Source organism: Rhodococcus baikonurensis, assembly GCF_040489275.1.
Taxonomy (GTDB): domain Bacteria; phylum Actinomycetota; class Actinomycetes; order Mycobacteriales; family Mycobacteriaceae; genus Rhodococcus_F; species Rhodococcus_F baikonurensis.
Genome location: NZ_JBEUOQ010000012.1, coordinates 78417 through 94546, shown reverse-complemented (window position 1 = coordinate 94546; position 16130 = coordinate 78417). Strand labels below are relative to the sequence as shown.

The following is a 16130-nucleotide window of genomic DNA, read 5'->3' as shown; positions in this document are numbered from 1 at the left end:
CCTACTTCGGTAGGTCCTCGATGCGGGTGTTGCCGAGGGGTTGGACGTCTTGTCGTGCGAGCGGCGCGTCGTAGAGCAGGACGTTGATACCGAGGCCTGCGGTGTATTCGATGTATGCGCCGCTGGTGGCGTCCTTGCCGTAGTAGGCGTTGCAGCCGCCGCTGCCCGATGACCAGGTGCCGTCCATGCTGGGTCGGGGTACGACGACCTTGCCGTTTTCGCTGCTGTTGATTTCGTACGTCGGAACGAGGCTCGTGCAGTAGTTGACGGGCAGTCCTTCGAGTACGTAGTAGCCGAGCAGCTTCCCGTCGGCGGACTGCAGGTAGACGTAGGACAGTTTGCCGGGGTTCTTTCCCCAGGTGTCGATCCAGAAGTTCTTCGTCGCGCGGGTCGGCGAGAAATCCATGCTGTGTGCGGGCTGGTTCGCGACGAGCTTGTCGTAGGTGTTGTCGACAGTGGCGCGTTCGGAGTTGCGGGAGTCCGATTCGTTCGGTCCACATCCGGCGAGGAGTGCGATGGAGGTGATGCCGGCGGCGCACGTGGCGGCGAGTCGAGTCATTTCGCGCATGTTGTGTGGTCCTGTGTCGGGTCGATGGAGTACGGGAGGCTGCTGGCGAGGAAGTTCGCGAGTGTGTCGGCCTTGGCGGCGTCGGCGTTGTAGCGGGCGATGTCGGCGGCGCGTCCGGCCCGTACAGCGGTGAGGGTGGAGTTGATCTGTGCGACGCGTTCAGGGGTCGCGTCTTTCGCTTCGGTGGTCAGGAACGCGATAGTCGCTTCCTTGCTTTGGATTTCGGCGCACCGGTTGAAGAACTGGTCGTACGCGGCGATGCGGTATGCACCGTTGGCGTGGACTTGTTCGGTGGCGGCGACTCCGCCTCGGAAGTCGGCGGTTTCTTTCTTGAAGAGTCCGATGCCGAGTGTTGCCATGCCTCCGACGACGAGGACGACGACGAAAAGAAGTACTCCGGCGAAGATGAAGGCGCGGTAGTCGCGCCAGTCGTTGTGGTTCATCGGCGGTTCTTCCTCCGGGAATTGCGGGCGGCACGGTTCTTGGCGCGGCGTTCGGCTTTCGTTGCGGCGTCGAGGCTTCCGCTGTAGACGTGCTTGCGGGGGTCCTGCAGGCCGCGGAGGATCTGGTTGCTCATGCTCAGCCGATGCCGCTCGGGTGGGGGTGTTTCGTCCATGGGTTCTCGGTTTCTGTGTGGCCCAGGCCGGGGCGAGGTGTCTTCCTCACCCGCCCCGGCCGGGCGTCATGGGGTGGAGCGGATCAGATCGCGGTGATCGACTGCGGCGCTTTGCCTTGCAGCAGCAGGTGTCCTTCGCCGAGGTCGGTGCCGATCTGGGTCAGGACGGTGGCGAATGCGGCGCGGACGACTTCGTCGGGGTTGTCGAGTCGGTACCCGAGGCCGAGTCCGTCCTTGTCTGCGTTGTAGCGGAGGTCGGCGCCCAACTTGAATGCGGTGCCGCCGAGGAACACCGGGAGGTTCAGCTCGAAGCGTTCGGGGATCTCGATGTTCCCCTTCACTCCGGCGCCGGCCTTGGTCTCTTCGTGGTAGGTGAATTGGACGTCTCCGGACTGCAGGCGGACCCCCGATTCGTAGGAGACGTTCCGCTTGGCTTTGAAGGTCTGTGCGATCTCCATGAGCGTTGCGGCGTCCGGTGACAGGATCGAGCGGCGTCCGTCGGAGAGGTGCTGCGCGAAGGTCGACTGTGTGACCAGTTTGTTGTCGAGGGATTTCCACAGCAGCCATTCGGGGCTTCGCTGCATGGCGAGGCTGACGCGGTGGTCCTTCCAGTCGTCGAAGTTGAGGATCGCGGTGACGTTGAACTGGTCGACGTCGGCGAAGATGACGGCCTGTTCTGGTGTGGACCACCGTCGGGTCTGTGCTGCGACGAGTTGGATGAACGATTCGGTGTCGGTGACCGTGGTTGTTCCTCGTTGACGGCGCGGTGCCGGGAGGTACTGCTCGAACGAGTTGGTGACCACCCTTTCACCGCCGTAGCCTTCGGCGATCGTGAAGGTGTGAATGTCGATCGGGTCCGGGGTGACGGCGTGGCCTCGGTCGACGGACTGCTTTGCCAGGTTGGCGACTACTTCGTTCTCTCTAGTATCGCGCTCTGCATTAGACATCTTGGTCAGGCTTCTTTCTTCTCGGTAGGGTCGGGTACTGCGGCCATTCGGTTCTCGTTCGCTTCCCACATCGCCAGCTGGTGCGGATCCTGGCGCGTCGGGTTGCCTTCCTTGTCGACGAAGAACAGCGTTTCGGCGCGCTCGGCCTGCGGGAGCTTCGCGGTGACATTGGTCGAGAACCGGAGCATGTCGGTCTTGTTGTCGGGTGTGATCTTGATCGAGAGATTCAGCGCGCCTCCCTTGCCGGTACTGCGCGCCGCTGCGATCAGTTCATGGAGGCGGTCGGTGAGCTCGTTGTGAACTCTGCCTTTGTCGAGTTCTTGCAGTGTCGCTGCAAATGCGCGCGCAACCTGCTCGTCGGTGGTGTCACTCATCGGTGGTGCTCTTTCCTGTCGGCGATGTATGCCCGCGCGGCTGCGAGGGCGTCGGCCTTGCTGTCTGCGATGAAGATGTCGTTGGCGGTGGCCCGGTCCAATTTGAGGAGTTGGCGGGCCAGGTCGTAGATCCCGATGTCTTCGTCGTGGTACGTGGCCCATGTTTTGAAACCGGTCCCGTTGATGGCGGCGCCGGCGAAAATGCAGAGCCATCCGGCGATGCCGCCGACTGTTCCGTCGTGCCAGTGGTATTCGGTGTGCTTGTCGGGGTTCTCTTGCAGGTAGAGAACCGTCGCTTCGAGTAGCTGCAGGGGATTGCGCAACGGTTGGGCCTTTCGGGGATGTGCCGGTAGGCGGTCAGAACGGTGGTTCGTCGCTGCTCGCGCCGCTGTATCCGTTGCTGGTGCCGCTGCCGTAGGTTCCCTGCCCTCCCCCGTCGCTTTTGGCGGTACGGGTCGCTTTGGCGGTGGCGTTCTTGAGGTTCGGTCCGATCGCGTAGATGGCGAGTGTGACCGAGAAGCCTTGGCCGGTGCCGTCGCGTTTGTCGTAGGTGTCGGTGTCGAGTTCGCCGGAGACGATCACTTCGTCGCCTTTGCTCAGCGATTCGGCAATGTTCTCGGCGAACTGTTCCCAAGCGGTGCCTTTGACGAACAGTGTCGGTCCGTCTTTCCATTCCTGGGTGGCTCGGTCCTTGATTCTCTTGTTGAACGCGAGGTCGAGGTTGACGACGGCTTTGCCGCCGCCGGTGAATCGGATCTCGGGATCACGTGTGAGGCGGGCGGTTTCGCCTCGGATGACGGGTAGTGCCATGGTCAGTCTGCTTTCTTCTTGTTGTGCCATTCGGTGACGTGCCGGGCGACGAGTTTCAGTGTCGGGTCGCGCACCCAGCGTTTGGCTTCGTCGAGGGTGCACGGGACGATGAGGCCGTCGGGCCAGCGGAGTCCGTATTCGATGGTCGGTTCTGGCGCTGATTGGCCGAGTGGTGCTGTCGCGATGGTCTTTTCGAGTTGGTCGGCGAAGTTCGCGTACTGCGTCGCTTCGCGGGTTCGGCCGCGGTGGTAGAGCTTGCGGGCGGTGACCTTCCAGTGCTCTGCGAGTGCCTGGAACTCGGCGAGAGCGTCGCGGGCGGGCATGCTCAGCTCATTCCTCTCGTTGGTTTGCCGTCGATGTCGGTCAGTGGGCTGGTTCGAGCTGTTTGGTTTCCAGGGCTGCGACGACGGCGGGGATCAGGTTGGTTGCGGCCGATTTCAGGTCGGCGGGCAGGTCTGGCCAGTCCGGGTCGCCGGGCTCGCGGTCGAGGTCGTAGGCCTGCCGGATCAGGTGTTCGGCATGTTCCTCGAGGGTCATCGGACCCACCCTCGCTGGTTGGCGAGGACGTCGGCGATGGCGCGGGCTTCGTCGGGGGTGAGTCGTGTGCCGGTGGCGAAGCGGGCGCAGACGCGCAGGTCGTAGGCCAGGTCCGTGATCATTTCCTCGTGCTGGGCGACGGTGGGGCCGCAGACGTGGACGGCGTTCGGGGTGCGGCCGGGCGTTTCGGTCATCGGGGCACGCTCGCGGTGAGTGCGATGAGGAGGCCGAAGATGCCGGCGATGCCGACAGCGAGGGCGGCGGTGAGCGGGAGTGCGCTGCCGAGATCCATGAGTGATGCGGCGGTGAGTGCGGCGCCGATGGTCGCGGTGGCGGTCGCGGCGGTGAGTTTGGCGTTCATGCGCTGGCCTGTTCTGTGGTGGCTTCCCAGAGGATGTAGCCGAGGGTGGATTTTCCTGCCCTGCGGATGCGCCCCTGTTTGTGTGCGAGTCGGACTAGTGAGTTGGTGGCGTATTTGCTGTCGCCTTCGGGGAGCGATTCACAGGTGAACGGCTGCCGTGCGGCGATGAGTCGGTCGATGGTGCGTTGTACGTGGAGGTTCCGGCCAAGAAGCGGTGGTTGGTAGTTCGCTGTCCGGAGGTGTTTGCGAAGGGTCTCCCGGTCGAGTCCGAGCCGTTCGGCGATGACGTCTTCGGGGTGGCCTGTGGTGTGGAGCCAGTGGTAGTTGTCGGCCACGATGTGGGGGTCGTGGCCGACGTTCCCTGGTGGGGCTTTGGGTGCGGGGACGAGGTCGTCGAAGCTGATGTCGGCTTCTACCTCGAAGGTGGTGCTCATAGCTGGACGAGGGCTGCGTCGCGTTCGTCTTCGGCGCGGTCGATGTATTCGCGGAAGAGGAGCAGCGCTGCTTCGTTGTCGGGGCAGTGAAACAGTCGGTCGGCTTCCCAAGCGGTGAGTCCGAGTAGCTTTCGGGCTGTGTAGGCGAGCGCACCGGTCAGGATGGATGCGGTGGTGATTCCGTGTCCGGCGAGGTGGCAAGCGGTTCCGGCGATGCATCGGACGGTCCCGCATGGCGTGGTCTTCGTCCACTGCCCTTGGTTGTGTTCGTCGGGGTGATCGATGAGGTACTGGTAGACCTCTTCGGCGAATTCGATGTTGAGGGTGCAGGTTTCGGGACTCATGACAGGTGCCCGTTGATCCAGAGGTGCCAGCGGCAGATTTCGATGGACAGTCCGGCTTCCCGGTTGAACTCGGGGTCGTCGGTGATTGCCTGAATGCGCTCGGGCAGTTCGTCGAGAGTGCCGCTGTCGTCGCGATCGGTGTGGTCGGTGCCGGTGTGCCAATCGGCGATCCATGCGTGTGGCTCGGTGAGGTTGAGCCAGGACGTGTCGGCGGTGATGGTGATGGCGACGCCGCGCTGGTTGGTGTCGATGCCGAGTTCGGTGAGCGCGGCTCGTTCGTTGTCGGTGAGGTGGACGTTGCGGACGAGTGCGGTGGTCACAGTTTCAGCTCCTTGCCTGCGGCGATCATGCTGCGCCGTGCTTCGGCGTGGATCATGGCGCGCTGGTCGGCTTTGAACGACTGCAACGGCGTTTCGCGGTGGATGCGGTTCGCGAGGGTTTCGACAGCGATGGGTTCGCGGTTGTCGGTGGGCCGGAATGTGTGCCGGGCTCTGCGGTTTTTGGGGGTGTTCATTGTGGGTGTCCTCTCGGATTGTTCGCCCTGCCAGGGGCATTGCCATTCTATCCGGTTTCTGTGTGTTGTGTTGGATAGTAGACGACCGGATGTCGCGATGGATAGTAGACACCTGATTCAGGCGCCTACCGGGTCGTTCTCGTACCATTCGGGCCGACGCGGGGCGTTGCCGAACGGGTTGTCGGCGGCGTTCCAGAACGGGTTGTGAGTGTCCGGGTAGTCGCCGTAGTGGACGCGTTCGATTTCGGCGCGGGCAACGGCGTCGAGTTGGGCCTCGTATCTCGGGCCTTCGTCGGCGCGGAGTTTGTCGAGTTGAGCTCGCGCGTCGGCGAGGTCTCGGATCGCTTGGTAGGCCTGGATCGCGTGGGCGTGTCGGCTTTCCGGGTGTTGTTTGATTGGCATTGGTTCACCTCCTTTGTGTTGTGGGGCAGCTGGTTTCATGCACTGAGGTAACACTATGGGGGCATAGTGTGTCAAGTCCTCAGGGCTAATTCTGGCTATTTGGTCATAGTGCCCCCTATTTACCCTTAGGGGGCCAGAAAGTGCCATCCTGCCCCCTGGGGAACCCCAAGGGGCAAATGAGCCCTCAGGGGCCACCAGGGGGCCACCAGTGCAGTGTCCAGGCTGACCACCACTCAGGGGGTAGCCACTCCCCTAGATCCCACCTGGAGACATGACAAACCACCCTTGACCTGGGATCTAACCCAAGTGTTGACAGACTATGTACCCATAGTGCAAACTATGGTCATGCCAGTGAGTGACATTCACTGACAAGGCCACTGGAAGCCGGCAACGAAAGCCAGCCGGCAAGGCCGTAAGTCCCCCCAGTCTCAGCTGGGGTGCGGACACCGAATCTGGTCGGGTGAAATTCGCTCCCCCATGATCCTTGAGAACTCCACAGTGTGAGCACATTCGTGCACCCCATAGGACCACCCTCCACTCACGGAAGGTCACCCCTATGCGAACAACCGCAACCCTGGCAGAAAAAGCCCGTGAGCGCAACGCTCATCTCACCCCAGAACAGTTGCTTCACAACAAGATCCAGCGCGGCAAAATCCGGGTACACAGCACCCTCCGGGAACGACATTTCCGGGACGGACTGGCCCTGCCGTCGGCATATCAGCAGCTCCTCGCACAACACGAACCGGCACTTCTCGGACAGTACGTCGCGAGAATGCGGGAGTGGGGCGTCAAGCCCTAGCCCCGCCCATCACCGGCGGGTGGCCCCATAGGGTGCACGAAAAGCAGACATGAGCAGCCTTTAAGGGTTGTCGGCACGTCACCCCCACACAGGAGGAAACATGCCCACATCTCAGATCGCGAATCTCTTTGGCGCAGTAGCGGTACTCATGCTCATCACCGAACCGGACACCGCATTCGACATCGTGCCCGCTCGATGCGACGAGCATGAGCAGTTCTACCTCGTTCAGATCCTCCAGGGCCACACGCCGCGATGGAAGGACCTTCCGTCCGGCATGTTCCCCGGGCAGCACCACCAGCACGTGAAGGCACGCAACCGCGCATGCGAACGTGCCAGCGTCGAGTACGTCCACGACGGCGACTGGCAAGTCGTCGAGGCGTTCGCAGCGTTCCACTACTGATCCACCCGCTCGACACCCCCTCTCCGGCCGGCAGCCCTTGATGGTTGCTCATGTCCCGTGTTGTGAACGGCTTTTTGGGCTCGTCGTCATCCCCTTAGGAGAACGATATGTCCGACTTCCGTGAAGATTTCGCTGCACTGTCCCACGTCCGGGCTCTCGAGGATCAGCTTCGCAAGCTGGTTACCGATCCTGTTTTGTGTGTACATTCTGCGTTGCTGCTCGATGCGTGTGAATCGCTCGACAGTCTCGCTCAGAACTTGATCGACAGTTCCGACTCTCTCCAGCGCGCCCGTCTGCTCGTGGGCGCCTGACTCCCCCTGTTTCGTCGTCCGGCGAGCCCTGATGGCTGTTCACAAGCCCCTACCGCCCGAGCTTCGGGTCGTAGGTCATCCCCCGAGTGGAGAGGAAACCCGATCATGGGTGTTCAGGCAGTACGGATTGACACTGACGGCGCAGCGACGCTGGTAGACCTCGGCGACGACACGTTGAAGGGGTTCTATCGTGAGATCGATTGTAGGTCAGTGGATGTGGTGCGGCTCGTTCCCGACGAGGTCGACATGTGGATCGACGACGAAGGTCTGTGCGTCGCCGAGCCGGCAGTCAACCTGTTGGCAACGGCTCTTGCGCGGACCTTCGGGTACACGTGGCAGGCGTACTACGGGATCGTGGTGTTCACGGCCACCGACGGTGAAGGCGAGACTGTCTCGTTGCCGGTTGTGTGGCAGGAACGGTTGCTGAGGATCGCGGCGCAGTTCGACGCGTCACCTGTGTGAGTTCGGCGGGAGGAGCCCTGACGCAAGCGACGCGCCAGGGTTCGTCCCGTCGGTCACCTTTTCACACCGGCGCGACAGTTCGCCGGTGAACCCCGAGGAAGGAATCGAGCATGAATGAAGGCGTCGTTGAGCCGAGTGTCCGCTCGCATGTGCGGCTGTCGCAGCCCTACTGCGATTACTTCGGGTGCGTGGCTACGCCGACCGTCACCAACGGTGAGGCGGTGATGTGTCGGGGCCACGAGCCCGACGCGTACCGCACGCCGCCGTGGAGTCCGTGGCGTCCGATCGTCGAGGTTGCAGCCGGCCCGGCGCCGGGCGTGTGGCCGCATTGGGTTGCGTATTTCTGAGGTTGAAACCCCCTGCTGGGGGCGCTGGTTGCTCGTATCGGATGGGGATGCGAGACGAGCAGCCTGCACTTCCAGCACGGAAGTTGTTACGAAGGAACGGAGAGTGATGATGAACGTCGAGGTGATTTCGTCGAACGAGAATGAGGCAGTTGTGTCGCTCATTCCGGCTGGCGACCCCAATCTGAGTAAGCGGGTCAATGTGCATTTGTACGTGCACGATTCCGGTGTCGTGACGATCGACATCGACGCGGAGTCGCGCGCAGACATCGACGTCGATGTGTACGACTACACGGCGTTGATCGTGCGGAACGGAGAGGTGGCAGGCGAATGAGCGCGAAGATCGAAACGATTGTCGTCCGAGATCCGGACGGCCCGACGGATGTGTACGTGTTCGTGGACGGCGTACCGGTGAAGAGTACCGAGTACGTCATCGACGCGGGCGCTGGCTGGGATTGGGAGGACTGGCGCGCGAGACGGGATGCGAATCTGGCTGCGGCGTCGTCCGAGACAGTACGGGCGGCGCTCACCACGGCGTATGACGATCCGCCCGGCGGGCAGTACGTCGAGGACCGTGAGGATGCGGGGTGGTTGTCGTGAGGTACTACGCGGAGTTGGCGCGGTGGCATTACTTGCGCGTGAAGCAGCGGGCGCGGGGCCGGGTGATGCTGTGGGCGCTGGCGTACGACGCTCGCTGCATTCGTCGGGATCGTGAGCGCACGGTTGAGCCCTGAGTGAATCGACAAGCGGCGCTGCACACCTCCAGTGTCTAGTGTCGAGGTAGATAACCATCAACTACGACGGACAGAGTACGAAATGACTGAGAGTCGAATCGAGAAGTTCACAAGGATCAGCCAGGAGATGGCAGCCGCAGTCTCCGAGATGCGTGCCGATGCAGCTGATGTCACCACGCATGCCCCTGAAACTGCAGCCCTCGTCGAAGAGCTCTCCGCGACATGCGATCGGTGGTCGCAATGGGAGGAAGTGGCCGCGGTTGTTCTTGCGCATCTCACCGCGGCTGGCCGTCTCGTCCCTGCCGGCGGTATGACACTCACCGCCGAACAGGTGAAAGACATGCGGACGGTGCTCGGCCTGAATGGTTCGCAGGACATCAAGGTTGTGCTCGATGTGATCAAGGTTGTGCTCGATGCGCAAGCCCGTCTCCGCGCCCTGTTCCCGGCAACCGAACCTGCTGAGGAGGAGCGTTGCGACTTCTATGCGGAAACCGAGAGCGGCGACGCTCGTCAATGCACGCGTCGAGATGGGCACACTGCACATCACCACATTGAGCCCGTCTGCGCTGAGCCTACTGAGGCGGAGGCCCGTGCGGGTCGTGTGTTCCCGGCAGATGCCTTTGGTGAGGTGGTCCGAATCGGTTGGGCCACGTACTACTTCGGCGCGGACAATGAATGGCATAACGCTCGGACTGGCGCGATCGAGACTCGCGAAGCCCTGATCAAGGAGGCATGCAGTGCGAATGGGGATTGGTATCGGCTTGTCCCCGATACTGATTCGCCGACCAACTCCGCTCCTGCTGAACCGCCGCCACGTTACTGCCCAGCCTGCAAGCTGAACGTGCCACCCGCCCCGTACTGCACGAATTGCGGAGGTGACACTATCCCGCGTTCCTCCAACGAAACCGAATGGCAGCGCTTAAACGACGTGCCGCCGACCGTGCGGAAGGTCAAAGACGTCCAGGGGTTCCAGTGGGTGCGTCGCGCGGATAACTCGGAGTGGCTGGGCTGTGACGGGTCATACGCCGTCTGTCGCATAGGGCATCCCAACCTCGCCCCGTTCGTTGCGGCCGAGGAGGGGTGAGCATGAGCACCTTCCGAGTCAACCTCACCCAAACGGCGAACCACACACTCGACGTGGAGGCTCCTGATCCACGGACGGCAAAGTTGTTGGCGGAGAACATGGCCTACGCCGGTCTGTGCCACGAATGCTCCCACGAGGTCGACCTCGACCCCTGTGCCTGGGAAGCGGGTTCAGTCGAGGAAGTGGCGTCGTGAGCGCATCCGATCCGGGGACCAACACCTATTTGGTCGCCTCGTCCGCGCTGATCGAGTGCCACGACTGCTCCTGTCACATCAGCCCACCCTGCAGCCAATGCGTCGACTGCAAAGTCTGCAACCCCTGCTGGACCTGCGACGAGATCCACGACGCACCGCGCGACGAAGACTGCCCCACACGTGCAACCACATCGGAGACAAGGCCATGAGTGTCGAAAAGAATCTCGCGAGAACCCCATCTGCCACTAAGCCCGTCTACTGCGGTGTCGGGTCGTGCGACAACCTGCCCGGTCATGACGGAATCCACAGGTGCCGTTGCGGAAAGCCCGTCGACGAACCCGCGAACGGCTGCGGATGGCACCAAGCGCCCGAGGTGTGGTCGTGACCGCGCCTGATCCGGGGTTGACCGACCTCATCGCAGCGCACCGACTGAAGCAGTCGTACTGGAACTGGTGGGGCTGCACGGGATGCGACTGGCGAACCAAAGGCACCTACGGCAGTGAACCCACGATCGAGACCGCCACCGAACACGCCAAACATGTGGTGGAACAGCACACCAGCGGGCGGCACGAATGGCCGAAGACGACACCGACCGGCTTCACCTACGAACGGCCCACAACGTACGCCGAGTTGGAGCACATGAGTGGCCACATGGTGCAGTCCGAGATCGAAGGCTGGGACGTAGCGGAACGGCCACCTGAACCTGTGTGGGAACTGGTCGGCATCGCCCAGCAAGAGGTTGAACGTCAACGCCAACGCGCCGAGAAGGCGGAGGCCACGGCGGCCGAACTCGAAGCAGAGCTGGAGAAGTACCGCGCCGAGGAACGCCGCCAACTCGAATGGGCACGCCACCTCGCCCGAGACGACGTGCGTTGCCCGAGCTGCAATCTCCGCTACGGCGAACGCGAGCAGTACGGCTGCGTCGAACCAGCACGAGCCCACGAATACGACGCAGACGAACTCCGCGCAGCTTTGGAAGGGGAATCGTGAGCGACTACACCGACAGCCAGGCTGAGCTACTGGTGAAGATTCTGCAGAGGATCGCCGACAGCCACGAGCAGTGGAAAGCGAAGTGGGGGCCGAACCTTCGGATCACGGTCGGCAAAGGTAACCCGCTCCGAGACTTCGGCATCGAGAAGATTCACGACATCGAAGTCGAAGCCACCTATGACAGCAGCATCCTTCACGAGGACGGCACTGAAACCAAGATTGAAGGCGGACGCTTCACCATCGCGCCAATTCCGCCTGAGGAACTCGAAGACGGTGATTGGTGATGAGCAAACGCAGCCCAGACATCAGGCACCTCCTGGTCCGAGACCTCATCACCTACGGACTGACACCACTGCAGGCCGACGAACTGATCACCAAAGCGGAGGAACTCAGTGCCGCCGCCAAGCCTTCTGAGGAGTCGTTGTGAGTGAGAACATCACCGATCCCGAGGACGAGTTCTACAACGGATGCGACGAAGACTGCCGCGACGACTGCATGGCCGACCACCAGGGGGAATCGTGAGTGAGATCCGATCACAGGCCACACATGAACTCGTTGTGCCGATCCACAAGCATGTGTGCGCGGCGAACCTCGAAGACTGCACAGGCGAGTGCTATCTCGCTGCCGCCGCGCTACAGAACGCTGGTTGGTCGAAGCCTCGCACGGTGAACAGCGTCGAAGAGCTGGAGGCGTTGCCGCCCAGGTCGGTGATCGAGCTCCCCGACGGCGAAATAGGAATGATCATGGTGGCCCGCGACAAGCGTCACGTAGTCGGCTATCCGCAGTGCATACCCACCAGTGAACTGTCTGACGTCATCCGCAGCACCCACGGAGATCCAATCCGCGTCCTCTTCACTCCGGGGGATGAGCGCGCAGCTGGCGTTGTCGCGCGTTCCTGACCAGCTTATTTGCCAATTTACGCACCATAGTTGTACTGGATTAGGTACATGTTTGGTACATCTCTGGTACAGTTGAGGGCACCAGCAGTCTTCACCCCATCGGACACTACAAATTGAGACCGAGTACCCGGCAAGAAATCCCGAACCTGCCGACATTCCCTATCGAAGACGCGAACTGCTGCGAGGAGGCTATATGTCCACTGCCATCACCGCCACGGACGCCAGGAAGTCGCTGTTCCCGCTCATCGAGCAGGTCAACGACGACCACACGACGATCGAAATCGTCTCCAAGAAGGGGAACGCCGTTCTCCTCTCGAAGGACGACTACGACTCTATCGTCGAGACCGCGCACCTGCTGTCATCGCCTGCAAATGCGATGCGCCTGATCCGCAGTCTGGAGGCAACCCGACGTGGCGAATACACTGAAAGAGAGCTTCTCGAGTGAATATCGCCTTTACGGACGACGCATGGGATGACTACACCCACTGGTCTGTCGCAGACCGCAAGATGCTCAAGAAGATCAACGATCTGATCAAGGACATCAAGCGAAATCCCTTCACCGGGATCGGTAAACCCGAACCTCTGCGATACAGCGACTTGAACGTCTGGTCTCGTCGCATCGACCGCGAGCATCGTCTCGTCTACGTCGTCAAAGATGACATCATCGTCATCCAGCAGGCACGGCGACACTACTGAAAGCAACAGCCCCGGTGCGCAATTCGCGCACCGGGGCTGTTTTCTCTCTTATGGTCGCCTGAAGGCGACGACGTTGCTCGTCGCCGCCGTCGACTCTTGTTCCTCTGCGGACGTTTGGTCTCCGGTCCAACGCAAGATCAGCCCAGGGTCGATCCCATGTTCGTCTGATGCACGCGTCACGAAGTGCCGGCCGTACACCTTCGACAATGCCTGTCCGAACAGTCGCGGCGTTTCCTGCGCTACGTCGACCGGCTCGTTGGTGCGCCACCCTTGTGAGGACAGCTGAATGCTCAGACTTCGGTAGCGCTCCGGCGAGATCACGCCGATGTCCTTTGCGCGCCTGGCGATAGCCCCCACCGAGATCCCATAGTCAGCCTTGATCCGGAGATAGCCGTGCAGCGACAGGCTCTCCGTGACTCGAGCGCGGACTACCCGCTCAGGCAGCAGCAGCGCGCCGCCGAAACGAAACGCGCGCGCTTCCTCCGGACAACGTGTGCTCCCCAACGGGGATGCGAGCCGACGATCGAAAATCCAGTGAGCGGCCTCGTGCCCCAAACTGAGACGCTGGACCGCTCCAGGCAGTTGACTCGTGAGCGCTACCAGCGGGCGTTCGGTTCCAAGGTTCGGGCGGGACACCCCAACGTGATCCGATGCGCCTTCAAAGCTGTCATCCAAGTCGTTGACGACACCGACGCCGTGACGTTCCAGCAGTCGAGTGACGTTCTTGACCGGATCTTCTGGTCCCAGACCTGCGGATCGTCGGAGGGCTTCGGCACATTCCTCGGGATCGTTGTTGAACTCGGCAGGGTCCGGCAGTTCGCTCGTCCGGAACTCCGACGCCGCGGAGATGGCATTGAACAAACGAGCAGCTTCGGAGTAGAGACGCTTCACACGACGTTCGTCACGAGCGCTCGCGCGGGCACGCTTACGGAAGGTGAACTGGCCGGCGTCCGTCTCCCCGTCTGGCATCTGGAAGAAGCTGAGCGGGAGCGAATAGGTTTCGGAAAGTTTGACCGCGAGGGACTCGGGCAACGGTCGTGAACCCTTCTGCACCAACGACAAAAAGCTCTGCGATACCTCCGCAGAGGTCGCGAGCTCTTGCTGTGTCAGGCCTTTGAGGTCACGAAGGGCCAGCAGTCGGGGTCCGAGCAGCTCTCGGTCAGTGTTGTTGTCAATCATTCTTCGTTTTCTGCGCGATCGATATTTGCCTCGCCGAAGAAGTCCTCATCGTCTGAGTCTCCGGAGAAGGTCATGTCGGTAAAGATGGTGCCGTCGGGCCGGACGGCGATGTCGAGATCGTAGGGCACTGCCTGGCCGTAGACGCCTGCGGCGAGCGGCCGAACGATCCGAAGAGTGAATCCTTCTGCGACGCTTTCCTTTTTGGCGTAGTCCCACAGCAGAAGCAGTTCGCTCATCGTTTGAGTCTGCTGCACGGGAACAGCGGGCCGGGGGAACAATCCGCCTTGCTGCCAGGCTTCCCGGCGCGCCCGGTTCTTTCCCGCGACGGGCACGCCGCTCGGATAGGTCTTGCGTCGCTCCTTCAGGAACCGCAGTTTCAGACCGAGGGTGGGCGCGGTCAGATAAAGCTGTCCCATCAACTTCGGATTGCCGCCCAGCCGCCATTCGGCCGGCAGCGTTTCGCTTTCGAGGTACTCCCGGAATGCGATGCGGGCCATCATGGGCCGAATGTGCGGGTACTTCTCGCTTTTGTACCCACGTGTTCGAGTGTTGGCGTCAGCCAGGGCCGAGGCGACACCTTCGTACATACGTGGCGCGAGGATGCCGGATTGCGTCATCACGAGGCGCTGCATTTCATTGGGCGTCATATTATGACCTCTCGGTTGGCTGAAGTCATAATATGACAAGGAATGAAAGATTGCCAGTCGGTGTTCCCCCGCCCCCCGACCACGACCAACCAATCCCCCACGACCCACCACGCGCGCACTCACGCGCACGCGACACTCCGACCGGGTGCACGACTGCTGCTCGATGTCTCTATCCGATGCGTTGTTGGTAGGCGCGCCACGGGAGTTGGAGTTGGCCGGTTTTGCCTGCTCGGTTTTTGGCGATGATGAGGGTGATGTAGCCGGTTGGTTGTCCGGTGGGGTCGGTTTCGTGGTGGAGGAGGATGACGGTGTCGGCGTCTTGTTCGATTGCGCCGCTTTCTCGTAGGTCGGTGAGTGCGGGTGGGCGGTTGAGTGTTGCTGGGCCGCGGTTGAGTTGGCAGGCGGTGACGGTGGGGATTTTGAGTTCTTTGGCGAGGATTTTGATGTTGCGGCTGATGTAGGCGACTTGTTCTTGTCGGGGGGTGTCGGTTTGGGCGGCGGTGACGAGTTGGAGGTAGTCGATGACGGCGAGGTCGAGGTTGCCGGTGTTTTTGCGGGTGTGGGCTTCGGTGGTGATTTGGTCGATGGTGATGTTGGCGCGGTCGTTGATGATGAGGGGTAGGGCTGGGTAGGCGTCGGTGTAGGCGGCGAGGAGGTTTTGGTTGTGTTGGTCGAGTTGGTGTTTGGTGATTTGGCTGTATTCGGCGCGGGCTCCGTTGGCGAGGATGCGTGACATGACTTCGAGGGTGGGCATTTCGAGGGACCAGAGGCTGGTGTGTTTGTTGTTTTCTGTTGCGTGTCCGGCGATGTTGAGTGCGGCGACTGATTTTCCGACGCCTGGTCGGCCGGCGAGGATGTAGCTGCGTCCGGGGTGGAGTCCGCCGTTGAGCATGTCGTTGAGTTCGGGCCAGGGGGTGGGGATGACGTTGGTGAGGTCGAGGGGTTGGAGTGTGTCGGTCCACCAGTCTTCGAGGGTGTTTTCGTAGGTGGTGGTGTGGTGGGTTTCGGGGTTGGTGTTGTTGAGTGCGGTGGTGGCGGTGCGTGCTGCGGTGGCGAGGTCTTCGGGGTTGTTGTTGTGGATGGCTTCGGTGGTGCGGTGGAGGAGGGTTTGTGCGGTGGTGATGAGGGTGCGGGCGGTGTGGAGTTGGTGGAGTCTGCGTGCGTGGTAGGGGATGGATTCGCCGTAGCCGGTGCCGACGAGTTGGGTGACGAGTTGGTGGAGGTTGCGGGTGTTGGGGGTGGTGTGGTTTCGGGTGGTGGCGAGGATGGTGGTGGGGTCGAGGGGGTCGCCGTTGAGGACCATGGTGGTGATGGCGGTGTGGAGGTCTTGGTGGGCGGGTGCGTAGAAGTGTTCGCGGGGGATGTCGAGTAGTTGTTTGGCGTAGTGGGGTTCGGTGATGACGGCGCCGAGGATGGCGCGTTCGGCGTCGAGGTCGCAGGTGGGTTCGTCGGTCATTGTGGGGTGCTCATTTCGGCGCTACGGG

General features: G+C 61.9%; 36 protein-coding genes. 16 read left to right on the top strand and 20 right to left on the bottom strand.

The window, feature by feature from the left end; translation table 11 throughout:
• Nucleotide 1 precedes the first annotated feature (1 nt).
• From ABWI03_RS24635 to ABWI03_RS24560, 16 genes are all read right to left on the bottom strand, one after another.
• Nucleotides 2-559, bottom strand: coding sequence for a hypothetical protein (locus ABWI03_RS24635; protein WP_021343816.1), 558 nt, complete (start codon nucleotides 557-559; stop codon nucleotides 2-4).
• Entirely contained in the window at nucleotides 556-1011 is a 456-nt protein-coding gene (locus ABWI03_RS24630) for a hypothetical protein (protein WP_351644963.1), read from the bottom strand. Before ABWI03_RS24630 ends, ABWI03_RS24635 begins: the two co-directional genes overlap by 4 nt.
• Entirely contained in the window at nucleotides 1008-1184 is a 177-nt protein-coding gene (locus tag ABWI03_RS24625; protein WP_353798920.1) for a hypothetical protein, read from the bottom strand. The genes ABWI03_RS24630 and ABWI03_RS24625 overlap by 4 nt, the downstream gene beginning before the upstream one ends.
• A gap of 83 nt (nucleotides 1185-1267) precedes the next feature.
• Nucleotides 1268-2131: a DUF2303 family protein gene (locus ABWI03_RS24620; protein ID WP_353798919.1), complete on the bottom strand. Its 864-nt coding sequence runs from the start codon at nucleotides 2129-2131 to the stop codon at nucleotides 1268-1270.
• 5 nt (nucleotides 2132-2136) lie between these two features.
• Nucleotides 2137-2505: a YfdP family phage-associated protein gene (locus ABWI03_RS24615; RefSeq protein ID WP_021343820.1), complete on the bottom strand. Its 369-nt coding sequence runs from the start codon at nucleotides 2503-2505 to the stop codon at nucleotides 2137-2139.
• Nucleotides 2502-2828, bottom strand: coding sequence for a hypothetical protein (locus ABWI03_RS24610; protein ID WP_234551492.1), 327 nt, complete (start codon nucleotides 2826-2828; stop codon nucleotides 2502-2504). The genes ABWI03_RS24615 and ABWI03_RS24610 overlap by 4 nt, the downstream gene beginning before the upstream one ends.
• 34 nt (nucleotides 2829-2862) lie before the next feature.
• Nucleotides 2863-3315 carry a single-stranded DNA-binding protein gene (gene ssb, locus ABWI03_RS24605; protein WP_351645515.1) on the bottom strand — a complete coding sequence of 151 codons (453 nt, stop codon included), beginning with the start codon at nucleotides 3313-3315 and terminating at the stop codon, nucleotides 2863-2865.
• 2 nt (nucleotides 3316-3317) lie between these two features.
• Nucleotides 3318-3638: a hypothetical protein gene (locus ABWI03_RS24600; protein WP_116102957.1), complete on the bottom strand. Its 321-nt coding sequence runs from the start codon at nucleotides 3636-3638 to the stop codon at nucleotides 3318-3320.
• A gap of 40 nt (nucleotides 3639-3678) precedes the next feature.
• A complete protein-coding gene (locus ABWI03_RS24595) occupies nucleotides 3679-3852 on the bottom strand; it encodes a hypothetical protein (protein WP_351645519.1) in 174 nt (57 codons plus the stop codon).
• Nucleotides 3849-4046 (bottom strand): hypothetical protein, encoded by a 198-nt coding sequence (locus ABWI03_RS24590; protein WP_351645522.1) that lies wholly within the window; start codon nucleotides 4044-4046, stop codon nucleotides 3849-3851. Before ABWI03_RS24590 ends, ABWI03_RS24595 begins: the two co-directional genes overlap by 4 nt.
• Complete coding sequence (locus ABWI03_RS24585; RefSeq protein WP_351645525.1) at nucleotides 4043-4213, bottom strand: hypothetical protein; 171 nt, start codon at nucleotides 4211-4213, stop codon at nucleotides 4043-4045. The genes ABWI03_RS24590 and ABWI03_RS24585 overlap by 4 nt, the downstream gene beginning before the upstream one ends.
• Entirely contained in the window at nucleotides 4210-4647 is a 438-nt protein-coding gene (locus ABWI03_RS24580) for a hypothetical protein (RefSeq protein WP_351645528.1), read from the bottom strand. Before ABWI03_RS24580 ends, ABWI03_RS24585 begins: the two co-directional genes overlap by 4 nt.
• Complete coding sequence (locus tag ABWI03_RS24575; RefSeq protein WP_353798917.1) at nucleotides 4644-4991, bottom strand: hypothetical protein; 348 nt, start codon at nucleotides 4989-4991, stop codon at nucleotides 4644-4646. Before ABWI03_RS24575 ends, ABWI03_RS24580 begins: the two co-directional genes overlap by 4 nt.
• Nucleotides 4988-5311 (bottom strand): hypothetical protein, encoded by a 324-nt coding sequence (locus ABWI03_RS24570; RefSeq protein WP_351646441.1) that lies wholly within the window; start codon nucleotides 5309-5311, stop codon nucleotides 4988-4990. Before ABWI03_RS24570 ends, ABWI03_RS24575 begins: the two co-directional genes overlap by 4 nt.
• Entirely contained in the window at nucleotides 5308-5505 is a 198-nt protein-coding gene (locus ABWI03_RS24565; protein ID WP_021343829.1) for a hypothetical protein, read from the bottom strand. The genes ABWI03_RS24570 and ABWI03_RS24565 overlap by 4 nt, the downstream gene beginning before the upstream one ends.
• 117 nt (nucleotides 5506-5622) lie before the next feature.
• The gene (locus ABWI03_RS24560) at nucleotides 5623-5907 is read right to left on the bottom strand and encodes a hypothetical protein (protein ID WP_351646444.1); all 285 of its coding nucleotides are present in this window, start codon (nucleotides 5905-5907) and stop codon (nucleotides 5623-5625) included.
• A 556-nt stretch (nucleotides 5908-6463) separates the two neighbouring features.
• Here ABWI03_RS24560 and ABWI03_RS24555 point away from each other — a divergent pair.
• The 10 genes from ABWI03_RS24555 (at nucleotide 6464) to ABWI03_RS24510 (ending at nucleotide 10235) form a co-directional block, all read left to right on the top strand.
• A complete protein-coding gene (locus ABWI03_RS24555; protein ID WP_353798916.1) occupies nucleotides 6464-6706 on the top strand; it encodes a hypothetical protein in 243 nt (80 codons plus the stop codon).
• 100 nt (nucleotides 6707-6806) lie between these two features.
• Nucleotides 6807-7106 (top strand): hypothetical protein, encoded by a 300-nt coding sequence (locus ABWI03_RS24550; RefSeq protein ID WP_116102948.1) that lies wholly within the window; start codon nucleotides 6807-6809, stop codon nucleotides 7104-7106.
• Between the two features lie 107 nt (nucleotides 7107-7213).
• Nucleotides 7214-7417, top strand: a complete 204-nt coding sequence (locus ABWI03_RS24545) for a hypothetical protein (RefSeq protein ID WP_021343833.1) — start codon at nucleotides 7214-7216, stop codon at nucleotides 7415-7417.
• A gap of 105 nt (nucleotides 7418-7522) precedes the next feature.
• Nucleotides 7523-7879 carry a DUF3846 domain-containing protein gene (locus ABWI03_RS24540; protein ID WP_353798915.1) on the top strand — a complete coding sequence of 119 codons (357 nt, stop codon included), beginning with the start codon at nucleotides 7523-7525 and terminating at the stop codon, nucleotides 7877-7879.
• A gap of 110 nt (nucleotides 7880-7989) precedes the next feature.
• Nucleotides 7990-8226 carry a hypothetical protein gene (locus ABWI03_RS24535; RefSeq protein ID WP_353798914.1) on the top strand — a complete coding sequence of 79 codons (237 nt, stop codon included), beginning with the start codon at nucleotides 7990-7992 and terminating at the stop codon, nucleotides 8224-8226.
• A gap of 106 nt (nucleotides 8227-8332) precedes the next feature.
• Entirely contained in the window at nucleotides 8333-8557 is a 225-nt protein-coding gene (locus tag ABWI03_RS24530; protein ID WP_353798913.1) for a hypothetical protein, read from the top strand.
• Nucleotides 8554-8823, top strand: coding sequence for a hypothetical protein (locus tag ABWI03_RS24525; RefSeq protein WP_351646553.1), 270 nt, complete (start codon nucleotides 8554-8556; stop codon nucleotides 8821-8823). Before ABWI03_RS24530 ends, ABWI03_RS24525 begins: the two co-directional genes overlap by 4 nt.
• Nucleotides 8811-8957 carry a hypothetical protein gene (locus tag ABWI03_RS24520; protein WP_353798912.1) on the top strand — a complete coding sequence of 49 codons (147 nt, stop codon included), beginning with the start codon at nucleotides 8811-8813 and terminating at the stop codon, nucleotides 8955-8957. Before ABWI03_RS24525 ends, ABWI03_RS24520 begins: the two co-directional genes overlap by 13 nt.
• Before the next feature lie 82 nt (nucleotides 8958-9039).
• Nucleotides 9040-10041, top strand: a complete 1002-nt coding sequence (locus ABWI03_RS24515) for a hypothetical protein (RefSeq protein WP_353798911.1) — start codon at nucleotides 9040-9042, stop codon at nucleotides 10039-10041.
• A gap of 2 nt (nucleotides 10042-10043) precedes the next feature.
• A complete protein-coding gene (locus ABWI03_RS24510; protein WP_353798910.1) occupies nucleotides 10044-10235 on the top strand; it encodes a hypothetical protein in 192 nt (63 codons plus the stop codon).
• Nucleotides 10236-10308: 73 nt separating this feature from the next.
• Here ABWI03_RS24510 and ABWI03_RS24505 read toward each other — a convergent pair whose 3' ends face one another.
• Nucleotides 10309-10530, bottom strand: a complete 222-nt coding sequence (locus ABWI03_RS24505) for a hypothetical protein (protein WP_353798909.1) — start codon at nucleotides 10528-10530, stop codon at nucleotides 10309-10311.
• A gap of 86 nt (nucleotides 10531-10616) precedes the next feature.
• Between ABWI03_RS24505 and ABWI03_RS24500 the strand changes: the two genes are divergently transcribed.
• From ABWI03_RS24500 to ABWI03_RS24475, 6 genes are all read left to right on the top strand, one after another.
• Nucleotides 10617-11225: a hypothetical protein gene (locus ABWI03_RS24500; RefSeq protein ID WP_353798908.1), complete on the top strand. Its 609-nt coding sequence runs from the start codon at nucleotides 10617-10619 to the stop codon at nucleotides 11223-11225.
• Entirely contained in the window at nucleotides 11222-11509 is a 288-nt protein-coding gene (locus tag ABWI03_RS24495; RefSeq protein WP_351646614.1) for a hypothetical protein, read from the top strand. The genes ABWI03_RS24500 and ABWI03_RS24495 overlap by 4 nt, the downstream gene beginning before the upstream one ends.
• The gene (locus ABWI03_RS24490; protein ID WP_351646612.1) at nucleotides 11509-11652 is read left to right on the top strand and encodes a hypothetical protein; all 144 of its coding nucleotides are present in this window, start codon (nucleotides 11509-11511) and stop codon (nucleotides 11650-11652) included. The genes ABWI03_RS24495 and ABWI03_RS24490 overlap by 1 nt, the downstream gene beginning before the upstream one ends.
• A gap of 91 nt (nucleotides 11653-11743) precedes the next feature.
• Nucleotides 11744-12124: a hypothetical protein gene (locus ABWI03_RS24485; RefSeq protein ID WP_351646610.1), complete on the top strand. Its 381-nt coding sequence runs from the start codon at nucleotides 11744-11746 to the stop codon at nucleotides 12122-12124.
• A 193-nt stretch (nucleotides 12125-12317) separates the two neighbouring features.
• Entirely contained in the window at nucleotides 12318-12569 is a 252-nt protein-coding gene (locus tag ABWI03_RS24480) for a type II toxin-antitoxin system Phd/YefM family antitoxin (protein WP_021343848.1), read from the top strand.
• Nucleotides 12566-12820, top strand: coding sequence for a Txe/YoeB family addiction module toxin (locus ABWI03_RS24475; protein WP_353798907.1), 255 nt, complete (start codon nucleotides 12566-12568; stop codon nucleotides 12818-12820). The genes ABWI03_RS24480 and ABWI03_RS24475 overlap by 4 nt, the downstream gene beginning before the upstream one ends.
• A gap of 48 nt (nucleotides 12821-12868) precedes the next feature.
• Here the strand turns inward: ABWI03_RS24475 and ABWI03_RS24470 are convergent, their stop codons facing one another.
• From ABWI03_RS24470 to ABWI03_RS24460, 3 genes are all read right to left on the bottom strand, one after another.
• Entirely contained in the window at nucleotides 12869-13999 is a 1131-nt protein-coding gene (locus tag ABWI03_RS24470; protein ID WP_353798906.1) for an ImmA/IrrE family metallo-endopeptidase, read from the bottom strand.
• Entirely contained in the window at nucleotides 13996-14646 is a 651-nt protein-coding gene (locus tag ABWI03_RS24465) for a hypothetical protein (RefSeq protein WP_353798905.1), read from the bottom strand. The genes ABWI03_RS24470 and ABWI03_RS24465 overlap by 4 nt, the downstream gene beginning before the upstream one ends.
• Before the next feature lie 169 nt (nucleotides 14647-14815).
• Complete coding sequence (locus ABWI03_RS24460; RefSeq protein ID WP_353798904.1) at nucleotides 14816-16102, bottom strand: replicative DNA helicase; 1287 nt, start codon at nucleotides 16100-16102, stop codon at nucleotides 14816-14818.
• Between the last annotated feature and the right edge of the window lie 28 nt (nucleotides 16103-16130).

Coding starts and splice junctions, on each gene's coding strand:
- ABWI03_RS24635 (WP_021343816.1), bottom strand. CDS start 559: ATGACTCGACTCGCCGCCACGTGCGCCGCCGGCATCACCTCCATCGCA.
- ABWI03_RS24630 (WP_351644963.1), bottom strand. CDS start 1,011: ATGAACCACAACGACTGGCGCGACTACCGCGCCTTCATCTTCGCCGGA.
- ABWI03_RS24625 (WP_353798920.1), bottom strand. CDS start 1,184: ATGGACGAAACACCCCCACCCGAGCGGCATCGGCTGAGCATGAGCAAC.
- ABWI03_RS24620 (WP_353798919.1), bottom strand. CDS start 2,131: ATGTCTAATGCAGAGCGCGATACTAGAGAGAACGAAGTAGTCGCCAAC.
- ABWI03_RS24615 (WP_021343820.1), bottom strand. CDS start 2,505: ATGAGTGACACCACCGACGAGCAGGTTGCGCGCGCATTTGCAGCGACA.
- ssb (WP_351645515.1), bottom strand. CDS start 3,315: ATGGCACTACCCGTCATCCGAGGCGAAACCGCCCGCCTCACACGTGAT.
- ABWI03_RS24600 (WP_116102957.1), bottom strand. CDS start 3,638: ATGCCCGCCCGCGACGCTCTCGCCGAGTTCCAGGCACTCGCAGAGCAC.
- ABWI03_RS24595 (WP_351645519.1), bottom strand. CDS start 3,852: ATGACCCTCGAGGAACATGCCGAACACCTGATCCGGCAGGCCTACGAC.
- ABWI03_RS24590 (WP_351645522.1), bottom strand. CDS start 4,046: ATGACCGAAACGCCCGGCCGCACCCCGAACGCCGTCCACGTCTGCGGC.
- ABWI03_RS24585 (WP_351645525.1), bottom strand. CDS start 4,213: ATGAACGCCAAACTCACCGCCGCGACCGCCACCGCGACCATCGGCGCC.
- ABWI03_RS24580 (WP_351645528.1), bottom strand. CDS start 4,647: ATGAGCACCACCTTCGAGGTAGAAGCCGACATCAGCTTCGACGACCTC.
- ABWI03_RS24575 (WP_353798917.1), bottom strand. CDS start 4,991: ATGAGTCCCGAAACCTGCACCCTCAACATCGAATTCGCCGAAGAGGTC.
- ABWI03_RS24565 (WP_021343829.1), bottom strand. CDS start 5,505: ATGAACACCCCCAAAAACCGCAGAGCCCGGCACACATTCCGGCCCACC.
- ABWI03_RS24560 (WP_351646444.1), bottom strand. CDS start 5,907: ATGCCAATCAAACAACACCCGGAAAGCCGACACGCCCACGCGATCCAG.
- ABWI03_RS24555 (WP_353798916.1), top strand. CDS start 6,464: ATGCGAACAACCGCAACCCTGGCAGAAAAAGCCCGTGAGCGCAACGCT.
- ABWI03_RS24550 (WP_116102948.1), top strand. CDS start 6,807: ATGCCCACATCTCAGATCGCGAATCTCTTTGGCGCAGTAGCGGTACTC.
- ABWI03_RS24545 (WP_021343833.1), top strand. CDS start 7,214: ATGTCCGACTTCCGTGAAGATTTCGCTGCACTGTCCCACGTCCGGGCT.
- ABWI03_RS24540 (WP_353798915.1), top strand. CDS start 7,523: ATGGGTGTTCAGGCAGTACGGATTGACACTGACGGCGCAGCGACGCTG.
- ABWI03_RS24535 (WP_353798914.1), top strand. CDS start 7,990: ATGAATGAAGGCGTCGTTGAGCCGAGTGTCCGCTCGCATGTGCGGCTG.
- ABWI03_RS24530 (WP_353798913.1), top strand. CDS start 8,333: ATGATGAACGTCGAGGTGATTTCGTCGAACGAGAATGAGGCAGTTGTG.
- ABWI03_RS24525 (WP_351646553.1), top strand. CDS start 8,554: ATGAGCGCGAAGATCGAAACGATTGTCGTCCGAGATCCGGACGGCCCG.
- ABWI03_RS24515 (WP_353798911.1), top strand. CDS start 9,040: ATGACTGAGAGTCGAATCGAGAAGTTCACAAGGATCAGCCAGGAGATG.
- ABWI03_RS24510 (WP_353798910.1), top strand. CDS start 10,044: ATGAGCACCTTCCGAGTCAACCTCACCCAAACGGCGAACCACACACTC.
- ABWI03_RS24505 (WP_353798909.1), bottom strand. CDS start 10,530: ATGACCGGGCAGGTTGTCGCACGACCCGACACCGCAGTAGACGGGCTT.
- ABWI03_RS24490 (WP_351646612.1), top strand. CDS start 11,509: ATGAGCAAACGCAGCCCAGACATCAGGCACCTCCTGGTCCGAGACCTC.
- ABWI03_RS24480 (WP_021343848.1), top strand. CDS start 12,318: ATGTCCACTGCCATCACCGCCACGGACGCCAGGAAGTCGCTGTTCCCG.
- ABWI03_RS24470 (WP_353798906.1), bottom strand. CDS start 13,999: ATGATTGACAACAACACTGACCGAGAGCTGCTCGGACCCCGACTGCTG.
- ABWI03_RS24465 (WP_353798905.1), bottom strand. CDS start 14,646: ATGACGCCCAATGAAATGCAGCGCCTCGTGATGACGCAATCCGGCATC.
- ABWI03_RS24460 (WP_353798904.1), bottom strand. CDS start 16,102: ATGACCGACGAACCCACCTGCGACCTCGACGCCGAACGCGCCATCCTC.